Source organism: Pseudonocardia cypriaca (assembly GCF_006717045.1).
GTDB classification, from domain to species: Bacteria; Actinomycetota; Actinomycetes; order Mycobacteriales; family Pseudonocardiaceae; genus Pseudonocardia; species Pseudonocardia cypriaca.
Window position 1 is genome coordinate 19,803 of record NZ_VFPH01000003.1, and the last position, 15,387, is coordinate 35,189.

Sequence of the window (15,387 nt, forward strand, 5' to 3'; positions counted from 1 at the left end):
GGCCGCCCGGCCACGAGGAGGCGATCGAGGTGGAAGCAGTCATCTGGTTCGGCATCGCCGCGATCATCGTGATCGCCCTGGTGATCGCCGCGATCGGCCGGCCGCCCGACGGCCCGGGCGGCGACCGCGAACCCGTCGCACGGGGCAGCTCGCGACCCGGAGACGACGGGTTCTGAGCCACCTCGCCCGACCGGCCCGTCCCCCTCGGGGGGCGGGCCGGTCTGCGTCGGGCGGTCGGCTCAGCCGGCCCGCACCACCGAGGTCCGGGCGAGGGCGTGCTCGACCAGCGTCACGAGCGTGTCCCGGCTGGAGTGCGGGTCCCGCGCGTCCATCCACACGAGCGGGCAGTCCGAGGACAGCGCGAGCGCGTCGCGCACGGTGTCGATGTCGTAGTCGTCGGCGCCCGGGAACCGGTTGACGCCGACCACGAACGGCAGCCGCCGGTTCTCGAAGAAGTCGATCGCGGGGAAGCAGTCGTCGATCCGGCGCAGGTCCACCAGCACGACCGCGCCGACGGAGCCGCGGGCGAGCTCGTCCCACATGAACCAGAACCGGGACTGCCCCGGCGTACCGAAGAGGTACAGGATCAGCGAGTCGTCGACGGTGATGCGCCCGAAGTCCATCGCCACCGTGGTGGTGGTCTTGGTGGGCACCATGTCGGCCTCGTCCACCCCGATGGAGGCGGTGGTCATGGCCTGCTCCGTGAGCAGCGGCGGGATCTCCGAGAGCGAACTCACGAGGGTCGTCTTGCCGACCCCGAACCCGCCGGCGATGAGCACCTTGAGCGGGACCAGGTCGTCGGGATCAGTGTGAGCGTGCACGAAGCCCCTCCAACAGCCGTTCCAAGATCTCGGGCGCCGGGCTGCCGTCCACCGAAGGCGGGAGGTGAACGGCCAGGTACCCGGCGTCGACAAGGTCGCTGACGAGCACCCTGGCCACCCCGACCGGTACGCGCAGCGCCGCGCCGATCTCGACCACCGAGATCGGACGCGCGGCGAGCTCGACGGTCGCGCGGTACTCCAGGTGCAGCTCGTCGGCTCGGTGGCCCGCAGGCGTGACGGTCACCAGCGTCTCCACCGGCAGCTCCGCACCGGTGGAGGAGCGGGTGCGCCCGCCGGTGAGCGCGTACACCGGCACCACGCGGCCGCCGTGCGCCTCCTGCACGCCGGACGGTTGGCGACCGAGGGCGTCCCGAAGCGACACCGCTACCGTCCCGCGCTCGCCCGCGGAGCGGGTGTGAGTGCGTGGCCCACCCGCGCAGCGAGCATCGTCATCTCGTAGCCGACCATGCCGATGTCGCACTGCCGGCGCGTGAACACCGCCAGCGTGGCTCCTTGGCTGACCGACGAGACGAACAGGTAGCCACCGGCCATCTCGAGGATGGTCTGGGTGACGGGCCCCGCGTCGAGCAGGTGCGAGGTGCCACGGGCCAGGCTGACGAGCCCCGACGCGGCGGCGGCGAGCTGGTCTCCCAGCGCGACGCTGACGTCGGGGGACAATGCCAGCCGCAGGCCGTCGCCGGAGACCACCACACCGTGGACGACCCCGGGCACGTCGCGTGCGAACTCCGCGAGCAACCAGTCCAGCTGCCCTGATCGGCCGCTCACTGACGAATCCCTCCTGCCGTTCCCGTTTCGTCGACGACGGCCTGCGCCGCCTGCCGGCTCGCCTGGTACCGCGACAGCGCACTGGCCGCGGCACCGTCGATCTGGGGCGCCTCTGCGCCTTCGCCCGCCACCGGCTGCCGCAGCTCCGGCGCGAGGTGCGCCTGTGGCACCCGCCGCCGCAGGCCCGGCTTGCCGTTCTCGGCGGCCTCCCCGTTGCGCCTGGGCGTCGGGATCTCCGGCTCGGCCGGGACGTCGGCGACGTCCGGCTCCGGGGCGGGCTTCGACGTCGCCTGCGGGGCCGAGGGCAACGCCTGCTGATCCCGGGGTGTGGGAGAGGGGTGCCACCCCGGCGACCGCTTCCCGTTGGCCCCACGCCCGCCGTCGACGGGCTGACGATCGGTGTGCCGGGTGGGCGAGCCCACCGATTCCGGGTTCCACCACCCGCGCCAGCCACCGTCGGGCGCGCCGTCGAGGCCGTGCCTGTTCGAGCCGAGCATCTCCGTCGGCACGGACCAGCGGGACGCCGACGATCCGTTCGTGCCCGCGCTGCGCACGGCGCCGGCCGTGGAGAGCGGCTCGACCCAGCCCGTGTTCTCCAGCGGGTGGTCGTCGAACCGCGGCTCGCGGCGGTGCACCCGGCCCGTGACGTACGGCCGCGCCTCCGTCACGCCCGTGTCGGGCGGGAGCACGACGTCGGCAGGCGCGACCGCGAAGAGCGCCGCGGGGAGCGCGATGACGGCGGTGACGCCGGAACCGGGGGTGTTGCCGAGCGAGACCGAGATGCCGTGGCGGGCGGCGAGCCGCGCGACCACGTGGAAGCCCAGCCGTTGCGCGACCGCGAGGTCGACCTCCCGTGGGCTCGCGAGGAGCTCGTTGGCGGCGACGAGGTCGGCGGCCGGCATACCGACGCCCCAGTCCTCGATCGTCAGCAGGTAGCCGCCCTCGTCGCGCCGGTCGGGCCTCGCCCGGATGGTCACCGCCGTGTCCGGTGGCGAGAAGCGCACCGCGTTCTCGGTGAGCTCGGCGACCAGGTGGGTGAGGTCGGCGACGGAGGCACCGGACACCGCGATCCGGTCGTCGATGGCGAACACGACGCGGTCGAGGTCCTCGGTCTCGGCGATCGCGGCGCGCACGACGTCGCGCAGCGGGACCGGGGCCGACCAGGTTCGCGGGGGCTGCTCACCGGCGAGCACCAGCAGGCTCTCGGCGTTGCGGCGCACGCGGGTGGCGAGGTGGTCCAGCGTGAACAGCTGGGAGAGGGCGTCGGGGTCGCGCTCCTTCTCCTCGAGCTGGTTGATGATGTCCAGCTGGCGGTAGAGCATGCTCTGGTTGCGCCGCGCGAGGTTGACCAGCATCTCGGAGGTGAAGCGACGGCGCCCGATCTCGGCGTCCGCCGTGATCAGCCTGCGGCCGAGCGCCTCCTTCTCCGTCTGCTCCTCCTCCGTGATCCGCCAGAAGATCACCATGCCGACGCACGCGAGGAGCACCGCGACGCCGTGGATGATCGACCACAGCCACGGGTGCGCCTGGGCCGCCGGGTGGTTGAAGATCAGGCTGCTGATCCAGAGCGTGCCGAGACCGTGGCTGATCACGGTGAACGCCACGTTCCACAGGAACGGCACCCAGTCCTGGTAGAGCGCGATGAACCCGATGATGATGAAGAAGTGGAAGTGCGCCTCGATGCTGCCCGAGGTGAGCACCACGAGGCCGATCGAGCAGAAGACGAGGCCACCCGTCGTGGAGAACGACGCCAGTCGGCGCGTGCGCAGCACGTGACCGAGCACCAGGAAGCCCACCGGCCCGATCAGCGTGTACCCGATGATCAGGGGTGAGTTGCCGAGAACGACGCCGAGTGCGGCCATGGCGGGCACGTGGATCAGCAGGACCCACTGCAACAGGCGGTGGCGTCGCTGCCACGACCGGTCGTCGAGCGTGTTGCCGCGAGGCAGGTAGGCCAGCAGGCGACTCACCGCCCGGCCCGTTCCGTCGGTTCCCTCCTCGGGAGGGCCGATCGGCGCACTGGTCTGCATGGAGGTCTACTCCGTCCGGTCGAGGCGGCCATTCCGTGCTCCTGGTTGGCGGACAGTACAAGGCGAACGGCGACGCTCAGCGGTAGTCATCAAGCCATTGCGCGAAATGGCCTAACCGCTGAACCGCTCGACCCTGCAGCTCGTCCGTTCGGCTCATTCACGACTCGGAGAAAAGCTGGCTGGCCACCAGGATCAATTACGGCTAGCATGCATCCGGATGCGAAGCGTAACTGCCAAGCGTCTCTGAGCGCCCGCGGGCAGCCGCTGGGCGCGCTGTACCGAACGGTGCGTGTTCGCGACGTTCAGCCTAACTGAATTACGCCAAATGGCCGCAGCACTGCGTCCGTTCGTTGCTGTCTAGTGCAGCCATCGGCCGGTTACAGTGCGATCACGCACCTCTTCTCGCTCCCCATAACGAGGCGGCGGGCGGAAGGGTTCAGTGAAACCCCGCGGGTGTCAGGGCCGGCACCCGTCATGGGAGCGCAGATGCACGGTTCGCCTATTCGGGCAACCGTCATTGCGCTGTGCTCGGAATCGCGACTACGGAGATCGGCGTGAGAATCCTCCTGCTGTGTTCGTCCTTCAATGGCCTCACCCAGCGGGTCTGGACGGATCTACGCGCGGCCGGACACGAGGTCGTGAGCCGCACGGCCGGGTCCGAAGCCGCGATGAGGGGGACCGTCACCGCCGTCGATCCGGACGTGATCATTTGCCCGTTCCTGAAGGAACGGATCCCGGCTGACATCTGGGCCTCCCGGCCGACCGTCGTCATCCACCCCGGGCCCGAGGGCGACCGCGGACCGTCGTCGCTCGACTGGGCGATCAGCGACGCGGAGCCGGAGTGGGGGGTCACCGCGCTCGGCGCGATCGACGAGATGGACGCCGGCCCGATCTGGGGCACCCGCACCTTCGCCCTCCCCGCCGAGCCGCCCCGCAAGAGCGCGCTCTACGCCGGTCCGGTCACCGAGGCCGCGGCAGCGCTCGCCGCGGAGGTCGTGGCGAAGGTGGGCGACCCGACGTTCGCGCCACGGCCGCTCGACTACTCCCGCCCCGGCGTCCGCGGCCGCCTCCGGCCCACGATGCGCCAGGTGGACCGGGCCTTCTCGTGGTCCGACCCCACCGAGCACGTGCTGCGGCGCATCCGCGCGGCCGACGGCTCCCCCGGTGTCCGCACCGAGCTCGCCGGCCTCCCCGTCTCGGTGTTCGACGCGCACCGCGGGCCGGCCACACCGGGCGAGCCGGGCACGATCGCCCTGCGGCGCCACGGGGCCGTGCTCGTGCGCACCGGCGACGGAGCGCTGTGGATCGGCCACCTCCGCAGGCGCGATGACGGCCCGCGGATCAAGCTGCCGGCCACGATGGTGCTGCGGGACCGGCTCGTCGGCGTCCCGGAGTCGCTCGAGCCGCTCGGCGCGCCCGGCGCGGGCTACCGCGAGATCACCTACCACCGCCACGGCCCCGTCGGGATCGTCAGCTTCGACTTCTACAACGGGGCGATGTCCACAGCCCAGTGCCACCGGCTCGCGGCGGCGCTGAGGGCCGCGGCCGCCCAGGACACCTCGGTGCTGGTCCTGCGCGGAGGGCAGTTCTTCTCCAACGGGATCCACCTGAACGTCATCGAGGCCCGGCCGGACGCGGCCGCTGAGGCGTGGCGGAACATCAACGCGATCAACGACGTCTGCCGCGAGATCATCACCTGCACCCACCAGCTCGTCGTCTCCGCGATGGGCGGCAACGCTGGCGCGGGTGGCGTCATGCTCGGCCTCGGGGCCGACCAGGTGCTGGTGCGCGCAGGCGTCGTGCTGAACCCGCACTACCGGACCATGGGCCTCTCCGGATCGGAGTACTGGACGTACACGCTGCCCCGCCGGGTCGGGGCCGCGGAGGCGCAGCGGCTCACCGGGGAGTGCCTGCCGATCGGCGCCGCAGAGGCGGCGGCCATCGGGCTCGCCGACGGCGTGCTGCCCGGGGCGCCCGACGAGTTCGACGCCGCGGTGCTGGATCACGCGTACCGCCTGGCCACCTCGGACGGGCTGGGCCAGCGCCTCGCCGCGAAGGCGGCGGCCCGGGTGGCCGACGAGCGGCACCGGCCGCTGGAGACCTACCGCATCCGCGAGCTGGCCGAGATGAGCCACGACATCTTCGACGACCGTCTCGGCTTCGCCGCCGCCCGGCATGCCTTCGTGATGAAGCAACCCGCCGCTACCGCGGAGCAGCACGACGCGAGGGAGCTCGCCAGGAGCGCCGGCTTCTAGCACCACTGCCGGGATGCTTCACGTGATGCTGTGAAGGCATCGGTCCATGCCGAATCGGAGTTGGACACCGGCACGGGCCTCCTCCTTACGCTCGCCCCGTGGTCGCGTTCCGGCACGGCATCTCGGCGGGAGCGGTCCCGAGATGATCGACACGCGGATCACCGGGCTCGAGGTCGTCCCCATCGCGTTCTCGGACCCGCCGCTGCTCAACGCCGCAGGCGTGCACGAGCCGCTCGCGCTGCGCACCCTCGTGCGGCTGCGCGCGGGTGACGTCGTCGCTTGGGGCGAGGGGCGCGGGGACGCCCTGCCCGCCGACGTGGTGCCGGCCGTCCGGGACGCCGTGCTCGGCCTCGACGTCTTCGCGACGTCACGCATCGAGGCCGCCGTCGACGCCGTGCTTCGGCGCCTGCGGCCCGAGCTCGGCCCGCGGGCCCGCCTGACCAGCTTCGCCCCCGTCGAGGTCGCCGCGCTCGACGCGCAGGGCCGCCTGCTGGGCAAGCCGGTGAGCGAGCTGCTCGGCGGGGCGCTGCGGGAACGCGTCGACTACAGCGCATACCTGTTCTTCAAGTGGGCGGGCCACCTCGACGCGGAACCCGACGAGTGGGGCGAGGCGCTCGACGCCGCCGGGGTGGTCGCCCAGGCCCGCGCGTTCATCGACCGGTACGGCTTCCGGTCGATCAAGCTCAAGGCCGGGGCGCTGCACCCCGACCGCGAGGTGGAGGCGCTGCTCGCGCTCGCCGAGGAGTTCCCGGGCCTCCCCCTGCGGATCGACCCCAACGGCGCGTGGAGCCACGAGACCACCCTTGCCGTCGCCCGGCGCCTCGACGGCGTGCTCGAGTACCTCGAGGACCCCGTGCTCGGCATCGACGGGATGAGCCGGGTGCACGCCGAGACCGGCATCCCGCTCGCGACGAACATGTGCGTCGTCGAGACCGCGCACCTGCTGCCCGCGGTGCGCACCGACGCCGTGCAGATCCTCCTGAGCGACCACCACTACTGGGGCGGCCTTCGCCGCACGAAGGACCTCGCCGCGATCTGCGAGGCGATGGGCGTCGGGGTGTCGATGCACTCGAACTCCCACCTCGGGGTGTCGCTCGCGGCGATGACGCACGTCGCGGCGGCCATCCCGAACCTCGACCACGCCTGCGACACCCACTACCCGTGGAACCGGGCCGACGACGTCGTCGTGCCCGGCGGGATCGAGATCGTCGACGGTGCGGTCGCGGTACCCACCGGCCCCGGGCTCGGTGTGGAGGTCGACGAGAGCCGCGTGGAGGAGTTGCACGAGCGGTACCGGGCGGCGGGCCGCACGGCGCGCGACGACGGCGGTTACATGCGCCGTCGGGACCCGAACTTCACCGACGCGCTGCCGCGCTACTGAGCGACATCAAGACCTGCCCAAGAAGCTGGCGGCCCGTCTGTGGCGCCCCCCACACTGCCGACGACGGAACGTAGGAGCATGGGGGTTCTCGTGGACGTCGTTGCAGCGTCTCTCCTGGTTTTGTTCGCGCTGGTCCTGGTGGTCGCGACCATCGCGCGGGCCGCAACCGCCCATTCGCGCACCGGCAAGCGCGCGGACGGGTCATCCTCCGGCGGCGGCTCGTGGGGCGTGTTCTCCAGCGACGGGGGGAGCGACTGCGGGGGCAGTGGCGGCGGTGGTGGTGGCGGCGACTGAGTCCGCGGCCGCTCGACCGCGTTCCCGGTAGGGGAGCTCAGATGGAGCTCGGACCAGGGGTCCTCGTCATCGTGCTCGCGCTGGTCGTGATCGTCGGACTCGGCGTGGCGACCCGTCCCGCGCGGACCACGAACCGTCCGAGGACCAGGCGGCCACGCCTGGCAGTCCGCCTCCGGCGCCGCAGACGGCGCATGACCGAGCGCGTCCGGACCAGCTGGCACTCGGCGACGACGCGGTCCGTCGGGTCGTACCGCAGCATCCCCGGCTGGTGGAGCGAGCACGGCTCGTCCGATACCGCGGGCTCGCCCGGCCACGACTCGTCGCCGGCCACTCCTCCAGCGGCGGGGGCAGCAGCGACAGCGGCGGCGGAGGTGGCGGCGGAGGCGACTGAGCAGCGCGCCTCAGGGGGTCTCGTAGGCTGACCCGCCGTGCGCGTCGTGCTGGCCTCCGCCTCCCCCGCCCGCCGGGCAGTGCTCCGAGCCGCGGGCATCGACCCGCTGGTCGAGATCGCCGACGTCGACGAGGAGGCGCTCCTCGCGGCGATGCCCGAGGCCTCGCCCGCCGAGAAGGTGACCCACCTCGCCGCGGCGAAGGCCACCACCGTCGCGAGGCGGATCGCCGGCACCCACCCGGACGCCGTCCTGATCGGCTGCGACTCGATGCTGCACCTCGGCGGCGAGCTCGTCGGCAAGCCGGGCGACCCGGACACCGCCCGCCGCCGCTGGAAGGCGATGGCGGGCGGCACCGGTGAGCTCGTCACCGGCCACGCCGTGCTCCGCCTAGCCGACGGCGAGATCGACCAGGTCGCCGAGGGGCACGCGGTCACGACCGTCCGCTTCGCCGAACCGACCGACGCCGAGCTGGAGGCCTACCTCGCCACCGGCGAACCGCTCGTCGTGGCCGGCGCCTTCACGCTGGACGGCCTGGGCGGCTGGTTCGTCGAGGGCATCGACGGCGACCCGTCCAACGTCATCGGGATCAGCCTCCCCCTGGTGCGGCGGCTGCTGGCGGCCGTCGGCGTCCGGGTCACCGACCTGTGGCGCCCGCCCACGGGCTGACCGCGGACGCGACTCGCGCGCGCGAGTCGCGGTCTGAGTGCGCGCGAGTCGCGGTCTGAGTGCGCGCGGAGGAAGCCTTACGGGCCGGGCACGCTGTCGCCTGTGGAAGTTCTGCTGCTCGTCGTCGGGCTGATGCTCGCGGCCGTGCTCCTGGTCGGGGTGGGCGACCGGACCCGGCTGCCGTGGCCGGCGTTGATGGTGCTGCTCGGGGTGGTGGTCGCTGCCGTACCAGGGCTTCCGGACGCGTTCGACCTCGATCCCGAGCTGATCCTCCCGCTCTTCCTCCCGCCGCTGCTCTTCGCGACGGCTCAGCGCACCTCGTGGGCGCTCTTCCGGGCCCGGTGGCGCAGCATCGCGCTGCTGGCCGTCGCGCTGGTCGCGGTGACGATCGCGGCGGTCGCCGGCACCGCGCTCGCCATCGTCCCCGGCATCACGCTCACCGCGGCCGTGGCGCTGGGGGCGATGGTGGCGCCGCCGGACCCGGTGGCCGTCGAGGCCGTCGCGGGGCCGGTCCGGATGCCGCGGCGGCTGCTGTCCGTGCTGCAGAGCGAGGGCCTGTTCAACGACGCCACGGCGCTGGTCGTGTTCCAGACCGCGGTGCTCGCCACCGTGCAGGGCGGCGAGCTGTCGGCCTCAGGGCTGGTGCTGCGGTTCGTGCTGGGCGCGCTCGCGGCCGTCGTCGTGGGGATCGTGTTCGCCCGGGCGGCCCGCTGGATCATCGACCGGGTCGCTGACCCGACGGGCCGCAGCGCGCTCACGCTCGTCCTGCCGTTCGCGGTCTACCTCGCCGCCGAGGAGCTGCACGCGTCGGGGGTGGTCGCCGTGGTGGTCGTCGCGCTCGACCTGCGGTCGACGAGCGCGGTGGACGAGGCGGCGGACCGGCTCGCCCAGCGCTCGTTCTGGGACGTCGTCGAGCTGCTCGTCACGGGCGTCGCGTTCGGCCTGATCGGCCTCGACCTGCGCCAGGTGATCGAGGCAGCCGGGGCGGACCTGCCGCGGATGCTCGCGCACGCGGCCGCCGTGTGCGGGGTCGTGCTCGGGGTGCGGGCGGTGTGGATGGCGGCCGCCTGGCTCCTGGTCCGCAACTCCCCCGACCCGTCGAGGGCGCCCCGCACGGGCCGGGAGGCCGTGGTGCTCGGGTGGTGCGGGATGCGTGGCCTCGCGACGCTCGCCCTCGCACTCTCCCTGCCGGCCTCGACCGTCGACGGCGCGTTCCCGGCGCGCGCGGAGCTGGTCGTGATCGCCTGTTCGGTGCTGGTCGTGACGCTGATCGGCCCGGGTCTCACGCTGCCGCTGCTCGTCAGGCTGCTGGGTGTGCAGGCCGACGCGGACGCGGAGCACGCCGCCGAGCGGGAGCTGACCCTGCGGGCCCGCCGCGCCGCGCTCACCCGGATGACGGCGCGCGAGCGCTCCGACGAGCTGCCGGAGGAGGCCGTCACCGCGCTGCACGAACGGATGGGCCGGCTCGAGGCGCTGCTGCGCGGCGATCCGCCGACCGCCGAGGAGCGGGACCGGTTCGACGCGCTGCGCCGCGGCCGGCGGGTCGTGGCGGAGGTGCAGGCCGACGCGCTGGCGGCCGCCCGCGAGGAGGTGCTCGCGGCCCGGCGCGAGCCGGGCGTCGACCCGGAGGCGGCCGACCGCGTCCTGCGCCGGCTCGACCTGCGCACGGTCCTGCTCGACTGATACGAGAGGACTAACCTCTGGAGCCATGGGACTGTCGAACGACCCCGACCCGAAGCTGGCCGAGTACGCGCACCCGGAGCGCCTCGTCACCACCGAGTGGCTCGCCCAGCACCTGGGCGACAACGGGCTCGTCGTCGTGGAGTCCGACGAGGACGTGCTGCTCTACGACACCGGGCACATCCCCGGGGCCGTCAAGGTCGACTGGCACACGGAGCTGAACGACCCGGTCGCCCGCGACTACGTCGACGGCGAGCGCTTCGCTCAGATCTGCGCCGAGCGCGGCATCACGCGCGACACCACGGTCGTGTTCTACGGCGACCGCAACAACTGGTGGGCCACATACGCGCTCTGGGTGTTCTCCCTGTTCGGGCACCCGGACGTGCGGATCCTCGACGGTGGTCGCGCCAAGTGGGTGGCCGAGAACCGCGAGATGACCACCGAGCAGGCCAAGCCCGCGTCCGTGGACTACCCGGTCGTCGACCGCGACGACACGCAGATCCGCGCGTTCAAGGAGCAGGTGCTCGCACACCTCGGCAAGCCGCTGGTCGACGTCCGGTCGCCCGGCGAGTACTCCGGCGAGCTGCTGCACATGCCCGACTACCCGCAGGAGGGTGCGGTGCGCGGCGGGCACATCCCGGGCGCCGCGAGCGTGCCGTGGGCCCGCGCGGCCGCCGAGGACGCCACGTTCAAGACGCGCGCCGACCTGGAGGCGATCTACCAGCAGGAGCAGGGCCTGTCGCCGGACGACGACGTCGTCGCGTACTGCCGCATCGGCGAGCGCTCCAGCCACACCTGGTTCGTGCTCACCCACCTGCTCGGCTTCTCGAAGGTCCGCAACTACGACGGCAGCTGGACGGAGTGGGGCAACTCCGTGCGGGTGCCGATCGTGCAGGGATCCGAGCGCGGGTCGGTATGACCGAGCAGACCACGGGCGCACTGCCGCCGCAGCTCGCGGAGCTGGTCGACGACTTCGCGAGCGTCGGGCCGAAGGACCGGCTGCAGCTGTTGCTGGAGCTCTCGCGGGAGCTGCCCGAGCTCCCGGAGCGGTACGCCGACGCGGCCGACACGATGGAGCAGGTGCACGAGTGCCAGTCGCCGCTGTTCCTGGCGGTGGAGGTCGACCCCGATCCCGAGCGGCGCGTGCACCTGTTCTTCTCGGCACCGCCGGAGGCGCCCACCACGCGCGGCTTCGCGTCGATCATGCACACGGGCCTCGACGGCGAGGCCGCAGGCGACGTGCTCGCCGTGCCCGACGACTTCTACACCGCCCTCGGCCTCGCCGAGGCGGTGAGCCCGCTGCGGCTGCGCGGCATGGCCGCGATGCTCGCGCGGATCAAGAAGCAGGTCAGGGCGGCCACCGCAGCCTGAGGGCCACCACGCCGCAACCTCAAGTCCTTGTGAAGAACGTTCCCACGCCTGCTGTGGCCCGCAACACTGTGAGCCGTCTCATGAAGACGGCTCAGGAGGTGTTCGATGGCCCTCGCAGCAGCTACCGCTGAGACCTGGGGCATCACCGGCACGACCTTCCTGCCCGCCTACCTCCTGATCGCCGCGACGGTCGGGGCTGCGGGCATCTGCACGCGAAGAACCCTCGCCGAACCCGGCGCCGCCAGACCCATCGACGACATCACCGCCCGCCTGCACGACGTCGCCTACCTGGCGGGCGGCGGCGAGCTGGCCGTCTGGTCCGCGTTGTGCGCGATGCGCCTGCGGGGCACCCTCTTCGCCGCCGAGGGCACCGTGCGGGCGGTCGGGCGCCTCGACCCCGACGCCGACGTGCTCGAGAAGGCCATCCACGCAACCGCCGGCTCGGCCGTCGCACACCGGCGGCTCATGTTCCACCGCTCGGTGCGACCGGCCCTCGCCGAGATCGAGGAGCGGCTCGTCGCGGCCGGGTACCTGCTGTCCGACGAGCGCCGCAGGCGGATCCGGCGGGTCGGGTTCTGGATGCTCGGCGTTGCGGCGCTCGGGCTCGTGCGGGTGCTCGCCGACATCGCCGAAGCACGCTCGGTCGGCCTCCTCGTCACGGTGCTGCTCATCGTCACGGTCACGGCCGTGACGCAGATCGCTCTTGCGCCGCGGCGCAGCCGGCGCGGCAACCGCGCGCTTGTCGCCCTGCGCGACCAGCACCGTGCACTCGCGCCGGAGCGGGAACCGGACTGGCAGTCGCACGGACCGACCGGTGCCGCGCTGCGAGTCGGCCTCTTCGGGGCGGGGGCGCTCGCAGCCTTCGCGTCCGGGCGCGTCCGCGAGATCGCGCCGCAGGTCGCGACCGCGGGTGACGCCGGCTCGGACAGGTCTCGCCGTCAGCGGAGGCGTGACGGCGGCAGTGGCGGTGGCGGCAGCGGGGGGTGTGCCGCCACCGCCGGATGAACCGGTCGGGGTGATCGGGATCGCCTGACGCAACCAGCGGCGGGTGATCGATGCAATCGCCTCGCCCCCGCAGCGCCGTCTCGAGGGGTGGCGGAGCTGCGGGGGTGAGCCCACATGGGTCACACCACGACCCGGTGATCAAGCATCGGTCCCTAAACTCCCGGGTAACCACTGCGCCGGGGCACAGGTCCCCCGGGCACGCCCACTCCAGGAGGCCGACCGTGCCGCGCTTGAGCAAGGTCCTCGTCGCCAACCGCGGGGAGATCGCAGTCCGGGTCGTCCGGGCCTGTCGCGACGCCGGAATCGCGAGCGTCGCCGTCTACGCAGACCCCGACCGCGACGCGCCGTTCGTGCGGCTGGCCGACGAGGCGTTCGCGCTGGGCGGCACCACCGCAGCGGAGTCCTACCTCGACTTCGACAAGGTGATCGGGGCGGCCCGCCAGGCAGGCGCCGACGGGATCCACCCCGGCTACGGCTTCCTCTCCGAGAACGCCGACTTCGCCCAGGCCGTGATCGACGCGGGCATCACCTGGATCGGACCCACCCCGCAGGCCATCCGCGACCTCGGCGACAAGGTCACCGCACGCCACATAGCGATGCGCGCGGGTGCGCCGCTCGTCCCCGGCACCTCCGACCCGGTGTCCGGACCCGAGGAGGTCGAGGCGTTCGCCGACGAGCACGGGCTGCCGATCGCGATCAAGGCCGCGTTCGGGGGCGGCGGGCGCGGCATGAAGGTCGCGCGGGAGAAGAAGGACATCCGCGAGCTGTACGAGTCGGCGGTCCGCGAGGCCGTTGCGGCGTTCGGGCGCGGCGAGTGCTTCGTGGAGCGCTACCTCGACAAGCCGCGCCACGTCGAGGCGCAGGTGCTGGCCGACACCCACGGCAACGTCATCGTCGTCGGCACGCGCGACTGCTCGCTGCAGCGCCGGTTCCAGAAGCTCGTGGAGGAGGCACCCGCGCCGTTCCTCTCGGACGAGCAGCGCGCCACGATCCACGAGGCCGCCAAGGCGATCTGCAAGGAGGCCGGCTACCACGGCGCAGGCACCGTCGAGTTCCTGGTCGGCCAGGACGGGCTCATCTCGTTCCTTGAGGTCAACACGCGCCTGCAGGTCGAGCACCCGGTCTCGGAGGAGACCTCCGGGCTCGACCTGGTGCGCGAGCAGTTCCGCATCGCCGAGGGCGAGGTGCTCAACCTGCTCGAGGACCCCGAGCCGCGCGGCCACTCGATCGAGTTCCGGATCAACGGCGAGGACGCGGGCCGCAACTTCCTGCCGGCCCCCGGCACCGTCACCGCGCTCGCGCTGCCGTCGGGGCCGGGCGTGCGGGTCGACGCAGGCGTCGAGGCGGGCTCGGTCATCGGCGGGCAGTTCGACTCGCTGCTGGCCAAGCTGATCGTCACCGGCTCCGACCGCGCCCAGGCGCTCGAGCGCTCCCGCCGGGCGCTCGCGGAGTTCCAGGTCGAGGGCATGGCCACCGTGCTGCCGTTCCACCGGCTCGTCGTGGAGGACCCGGCGTTCGCCGAAGACTTCACCGTCCACACGCGGTGGATCGAGACCGAGTGGAACAACACCGTCGAGCCGTTCACCGGCGGCGAGGGCGCGGACGCCGACGAGGCCTCCCGCCAGACCGTCGTGGTGGAGGTGGGCGGGCGGCGCCTCGAGGTGTCGCTGCCCGGCGACCTGACCATCGGCGGTGGCGCACCGGCCGCCGCGGCGAAGGCGCCGCCGCGCAAGCGGGGCGGCGGCAAGGGCGGCTCCGCGGTCTCCGGCGACGCGGTCACCGCGCCGATGCAGGGCACGATCATCAAGGTCGCCGTGACCGACGGCGACACCGTCTCGGCCGGCGACCTCGTCGTCGTCCTCGAGGCGATGAAGATGGAGAACCCGGTCACGGCGCACAAGGCCGGCACGATCACCGGCATGTCCGCCGCCCAGGGCAGCTCGGTGTCGCAGGGCACCGTCATCTGCGAGATCAAGGACTGAGCTGGACCCCGTAGAGATCAACGCCGGCCTCTGGTACCTGCGCGCCCTGCGGTGCGACGACCGGGTGGACGACCGGCCGGCGGTGGTCGCCTCCAGCCTCGACCCGGAGATCGCGCGGTGGCGCCACCGGCCACCCGCCGACCCCGCGGACGCCGAGGCCTACATCCGGCGGCGGGCCGCGGAGTGGCTGCGCGACACCCGCTACACGTGGGCCGTCTGCGAGCCGACCACCGGCGAGATGCTCGGCGAGGTGGAGCTCGCCGAGCTCGACCTCTGCCACGGCACCGCGGACGTCGCCTGCTGGGCGCTCCCCGCAGCGCGGGGCCGTGGGATGATCACGACCGCCCTGTCCGCCGTGCTCCGGTTCGCCTACGGCGGGCTCGGCCTGCACCGGGTGACCTACGCATGGGCCGACGGCAACACCGCCTCCGGCCGCGTGGCCGAGAAGTGCGGGTTCCGGATCGAGGGCCGCCAGCGCGAGGCCTGGCTGGTGGACGGGCGCCGGGTGGACGTCCACATCGCGGGCCGACTGGCGACGGACTGTTGACGATCGACTACACGGCGATTTAACGTCAGCGGGCCAGGTGATTCCACAGCGAACCGCACCGTGCTGAACAAGTGCATAGCGGAAGCAGTGACAACCCGTGTGACAACCGACCACGGGGCCCGGTGATCCCGCCACGCGGAACGCCGCGCCGCGGATCCGTTCACCACGCTGGCTCAG

At 72.8% G+C, this 15,387-nt stretch carries 15 protein-coding genes; 11 read left to right on the forward strand and 4 right to left on the reverse strand.

Annotated features, from left to right (window positions below; all coding sequences use genetic code 11):
• Nucleotides 1-29: 29 nt before the first annotated feature.
• On the forward strand, nucleotides 30-176 hold the full coding sequence (locus FB388_RS39720) for a hypothetical protein (protein WP_170225943.1): 147 nt from the start codon (nucleotides 30-32) through the stop codon (nucleotides 174-176).
• 63 nt (nucleotides 177-239) lie between these two features.
• Here the strand turns inward: FB388_RS39720 and FB388_RS31990 are convergent, their stop codons facing one another.
• From FB388_RS31990 to FB388_RS32005, 4 genes are read right to left on the reverse strand one after another with little or no spacing between them, the layout of a single operon-like run.
• Nucleotides 240-821, reverse strand: coding sequence for a GTP-binding protein (locus FB388_RS31990; protein ID WP_211362391.1), 582 nt, complete (start codon nucleotides 819-821; stop codon nucleotides 240-242).
• Nucleotides 805-1,203 (reverse strand): DUF742 domain-containing protein, encoded by a 399-nt coding sequence (locus FB388_RS31995; RefSeq protein WP_211362392.1) that lies wholly within the window; start codon nucleotides 1,201-1,203, stop codon nucleotides 805-807. The genes FB388_RS31990 and FB388_RS31995 overlap by 17 nt, the downstream gene beginning before the upstream one ends.
• Nucleotides 1,204-1,205: 2 nt before the next feature.
• On the reverse strand, nucleotides 1,206-1,607 hold the full coding sequence (locus FB388_RS32000; RefSeq protein ID WP_170225944.1) for a roadblock/LC7 domain-containing protein: 402 nt from the start codon (nucleotides 1,605-1,607) through the stop codon (nucleotides 1,206-1,208).
• Complete coding sequence (locus FB388_RS32005) at nucleotides 1,604-3,637, reverse strand: sensor histidine kinase (protein WP_142106454.1); 2,034 nt, start codon at nucleotides 3,635-3,637, stop codon at nucleotides 1,604-1,606. The genes FB388_RS32000 and FB388_RS32005 overlap by 4 nt, the downstream gene beginning before the upstream one ends.
• Before the next feature lie 554 nt (nucleotides 3,638-4,191).
• Here FB388_RS32005 and FB388_RS32010 point away from each other — a divergent pair.
• The 10 genes from FB388_RS32010 (at nucleotide 4,192) to FB388_RS32055 (ending at nucleotide 15,210) form a co-directional block, all read left to right on the forward strand.
• Complete coding sequence (locus FB388_RS32010) at nucleotides 4,192-5,892, forward strand: enoyl-CoA hydratase-related protein (RefSeq protein WP_142106455.1); 1,701 nt, start codon at nucleotides 4,192-4,194, stop codon at nucleotides 5,890-5,892.
• Between the two features lie 142 nt (nucleotides 5,893-6,034).
• Entirely contained in the window at nucleotides 6,035-7,273 is a 1,239-nt protein-coding gene (locus FB388_RS32015) for an enolase C-terminal domain-like protein (RefSeq protein WP_142106456.1), read from the forward strand.
• Between the two features lie 78 nt (nucleotides 7,274-7,351).
• Nucleotides 7,352-7,567 (forward strand): hypothetical protein, encoded by a 216-nt coding sequence (locus FB388_RS40080; protein WP_211362393.1) that lies wholly within the window; start codon nucleotides 7,352-7,354, stop codon nucleotides 7,565-7,567.
• A gap of 428 nt (nucleotides 7,568-7,995) precedes the next feature.
• Nucleotides 7,996-8,625: a Maf family protein gene (locus tag FB388_RS32025; RefSeq protein WP_142106457.1), complete on the forward strand. Its 630-nt coding sequence runs from the start codon at nucleotides 7,996-7,998 to the stop codon at nucleotides 8,623-8,625.
• A gap of 102 nt (nucleotides 8,626-8,727) precedes the next feature.
• Nucleotides 8,728-10,308 (forward strand): Na+/H+ antiporter, encoded by a 1,581-nt coding sequence (locus FB388_RS32030; RefSeq protein ID WP_142106458.1) that lies wholly within the window; start codon nucleotides 8,728-8,730, stop codon nucleotides 10,306-10,308.
• Nucleotides 10,309-10,333: 25 nt separating this feature from the next.
• Nucleotides 10,334-11,224, forward strand: a complete 891-nt coding sequence (locus FB388_RS32035) for a sulfurtransferase (protein ID WP_142106459.1) — start codon at nucleotides 10,334-10,336, stop codon at nucleotides 11,222-11,224.
• Nucleotides 11,221-11,676: a SufE family protein gene (locus tag FB388_RS32040; RefSeq protein ID WP_142106460.1), complete on the forward strand. Its 456-nt coding sequence runs from the start codon at nucleotides 11,221-11,223 to the stop codon at nucleotides 11,674-11,676. Before FB388_RS32035 ends, FB388_RS32040 begins: the two co-directional genes overlap by 4 nt.
• 105 nt (nucleotides 11,677-11,781) lie before the next feature.
• Nucleotides 11,782-12,681, forward strand: coding sequence for a TIGR04222 domain-containing membrane protein (locus FB388_RS32045; protein ID WP_142106461.1), 900 nt, complete (start codon nucleotides 11,782-11,784; stop codon nucleotides 12,679-12,681).
• Nucleotides 12,682-12,902: 221 nt separating this feature from the next.
• Nucleotides 12,903-14,663, forward strand: coding sequence for an acetyl/propionyl/methylcrotonyl-CoA carboxylase subunit alpha (locus FB388_RS32050; protein ID WP_246122647.1), 1,761 nt, complete (start codon nucleotides 12,903-12,905; stop codon nucleotides 14,661-14,663).
• Nucleotides 14,664-14,727: 64 nt separating this feature from the next.
• The gene (locus tag FB388_RS32055; protein ID WP_342787948.1) at nucleotides 14,728-15,210 is read left to right on the forward strand and encodes a GNAT family N-acetyltransferase; all 483 of its coding nucleotides are present in this window, start codon (nucleotides 14,728-14,730) and stop codon (nucleotides 15,208-15,210) included.
• Nucleotides 15,211-15,387 lie beyond the last annotated feature (177 nt).

Bases quoted from the DNA above. Each gene is read 5' to 3' on its own strand.
- FB388_RS32040 (WP_142106460.1), top strand. From the start codon at position 11,221: ATGACCGAGCAGACCACGGGCGCACTGCCGCCGCAGCTCGCGGAGCTG.
- FB388_RS32005 (WP_142106454.1), bottom strand. From the start codon at position 3,637: ATGCAGACCAGTGCGCCGATCGGCCCTCCCGAGGAGGGAACCGACGGA.
- FB388_RS32035 (WP_142106459.1), top strand. From the start codon at position 10,334: ATGGGACTGTCGAACGACCCCGACCCGAAGCTGGCCGAGTACGCGCAC.
- FB388_RS32015 (WP_142106456.1), top strand. From the start codon at position 6,035: ATGATCGACACGCGGATCACCGGGCTCGAGGTCGTCCCCATCGCGTTC.
- FB388_RS32045 (WP_142106461.1), top strand. From the start codon at position 11,782: ATGGCCCTCGCAGCAGCTACCGCTGAGACCTGGGGCATCACCGGCACG.
- FB388_RS40080 (WP_211362393.1), top strand. From the start codon at position 7,352: ATGGGGGTTCTCGTGGACGTCGTTGCAGCGTCTCTCCTGGTTTTGTTC.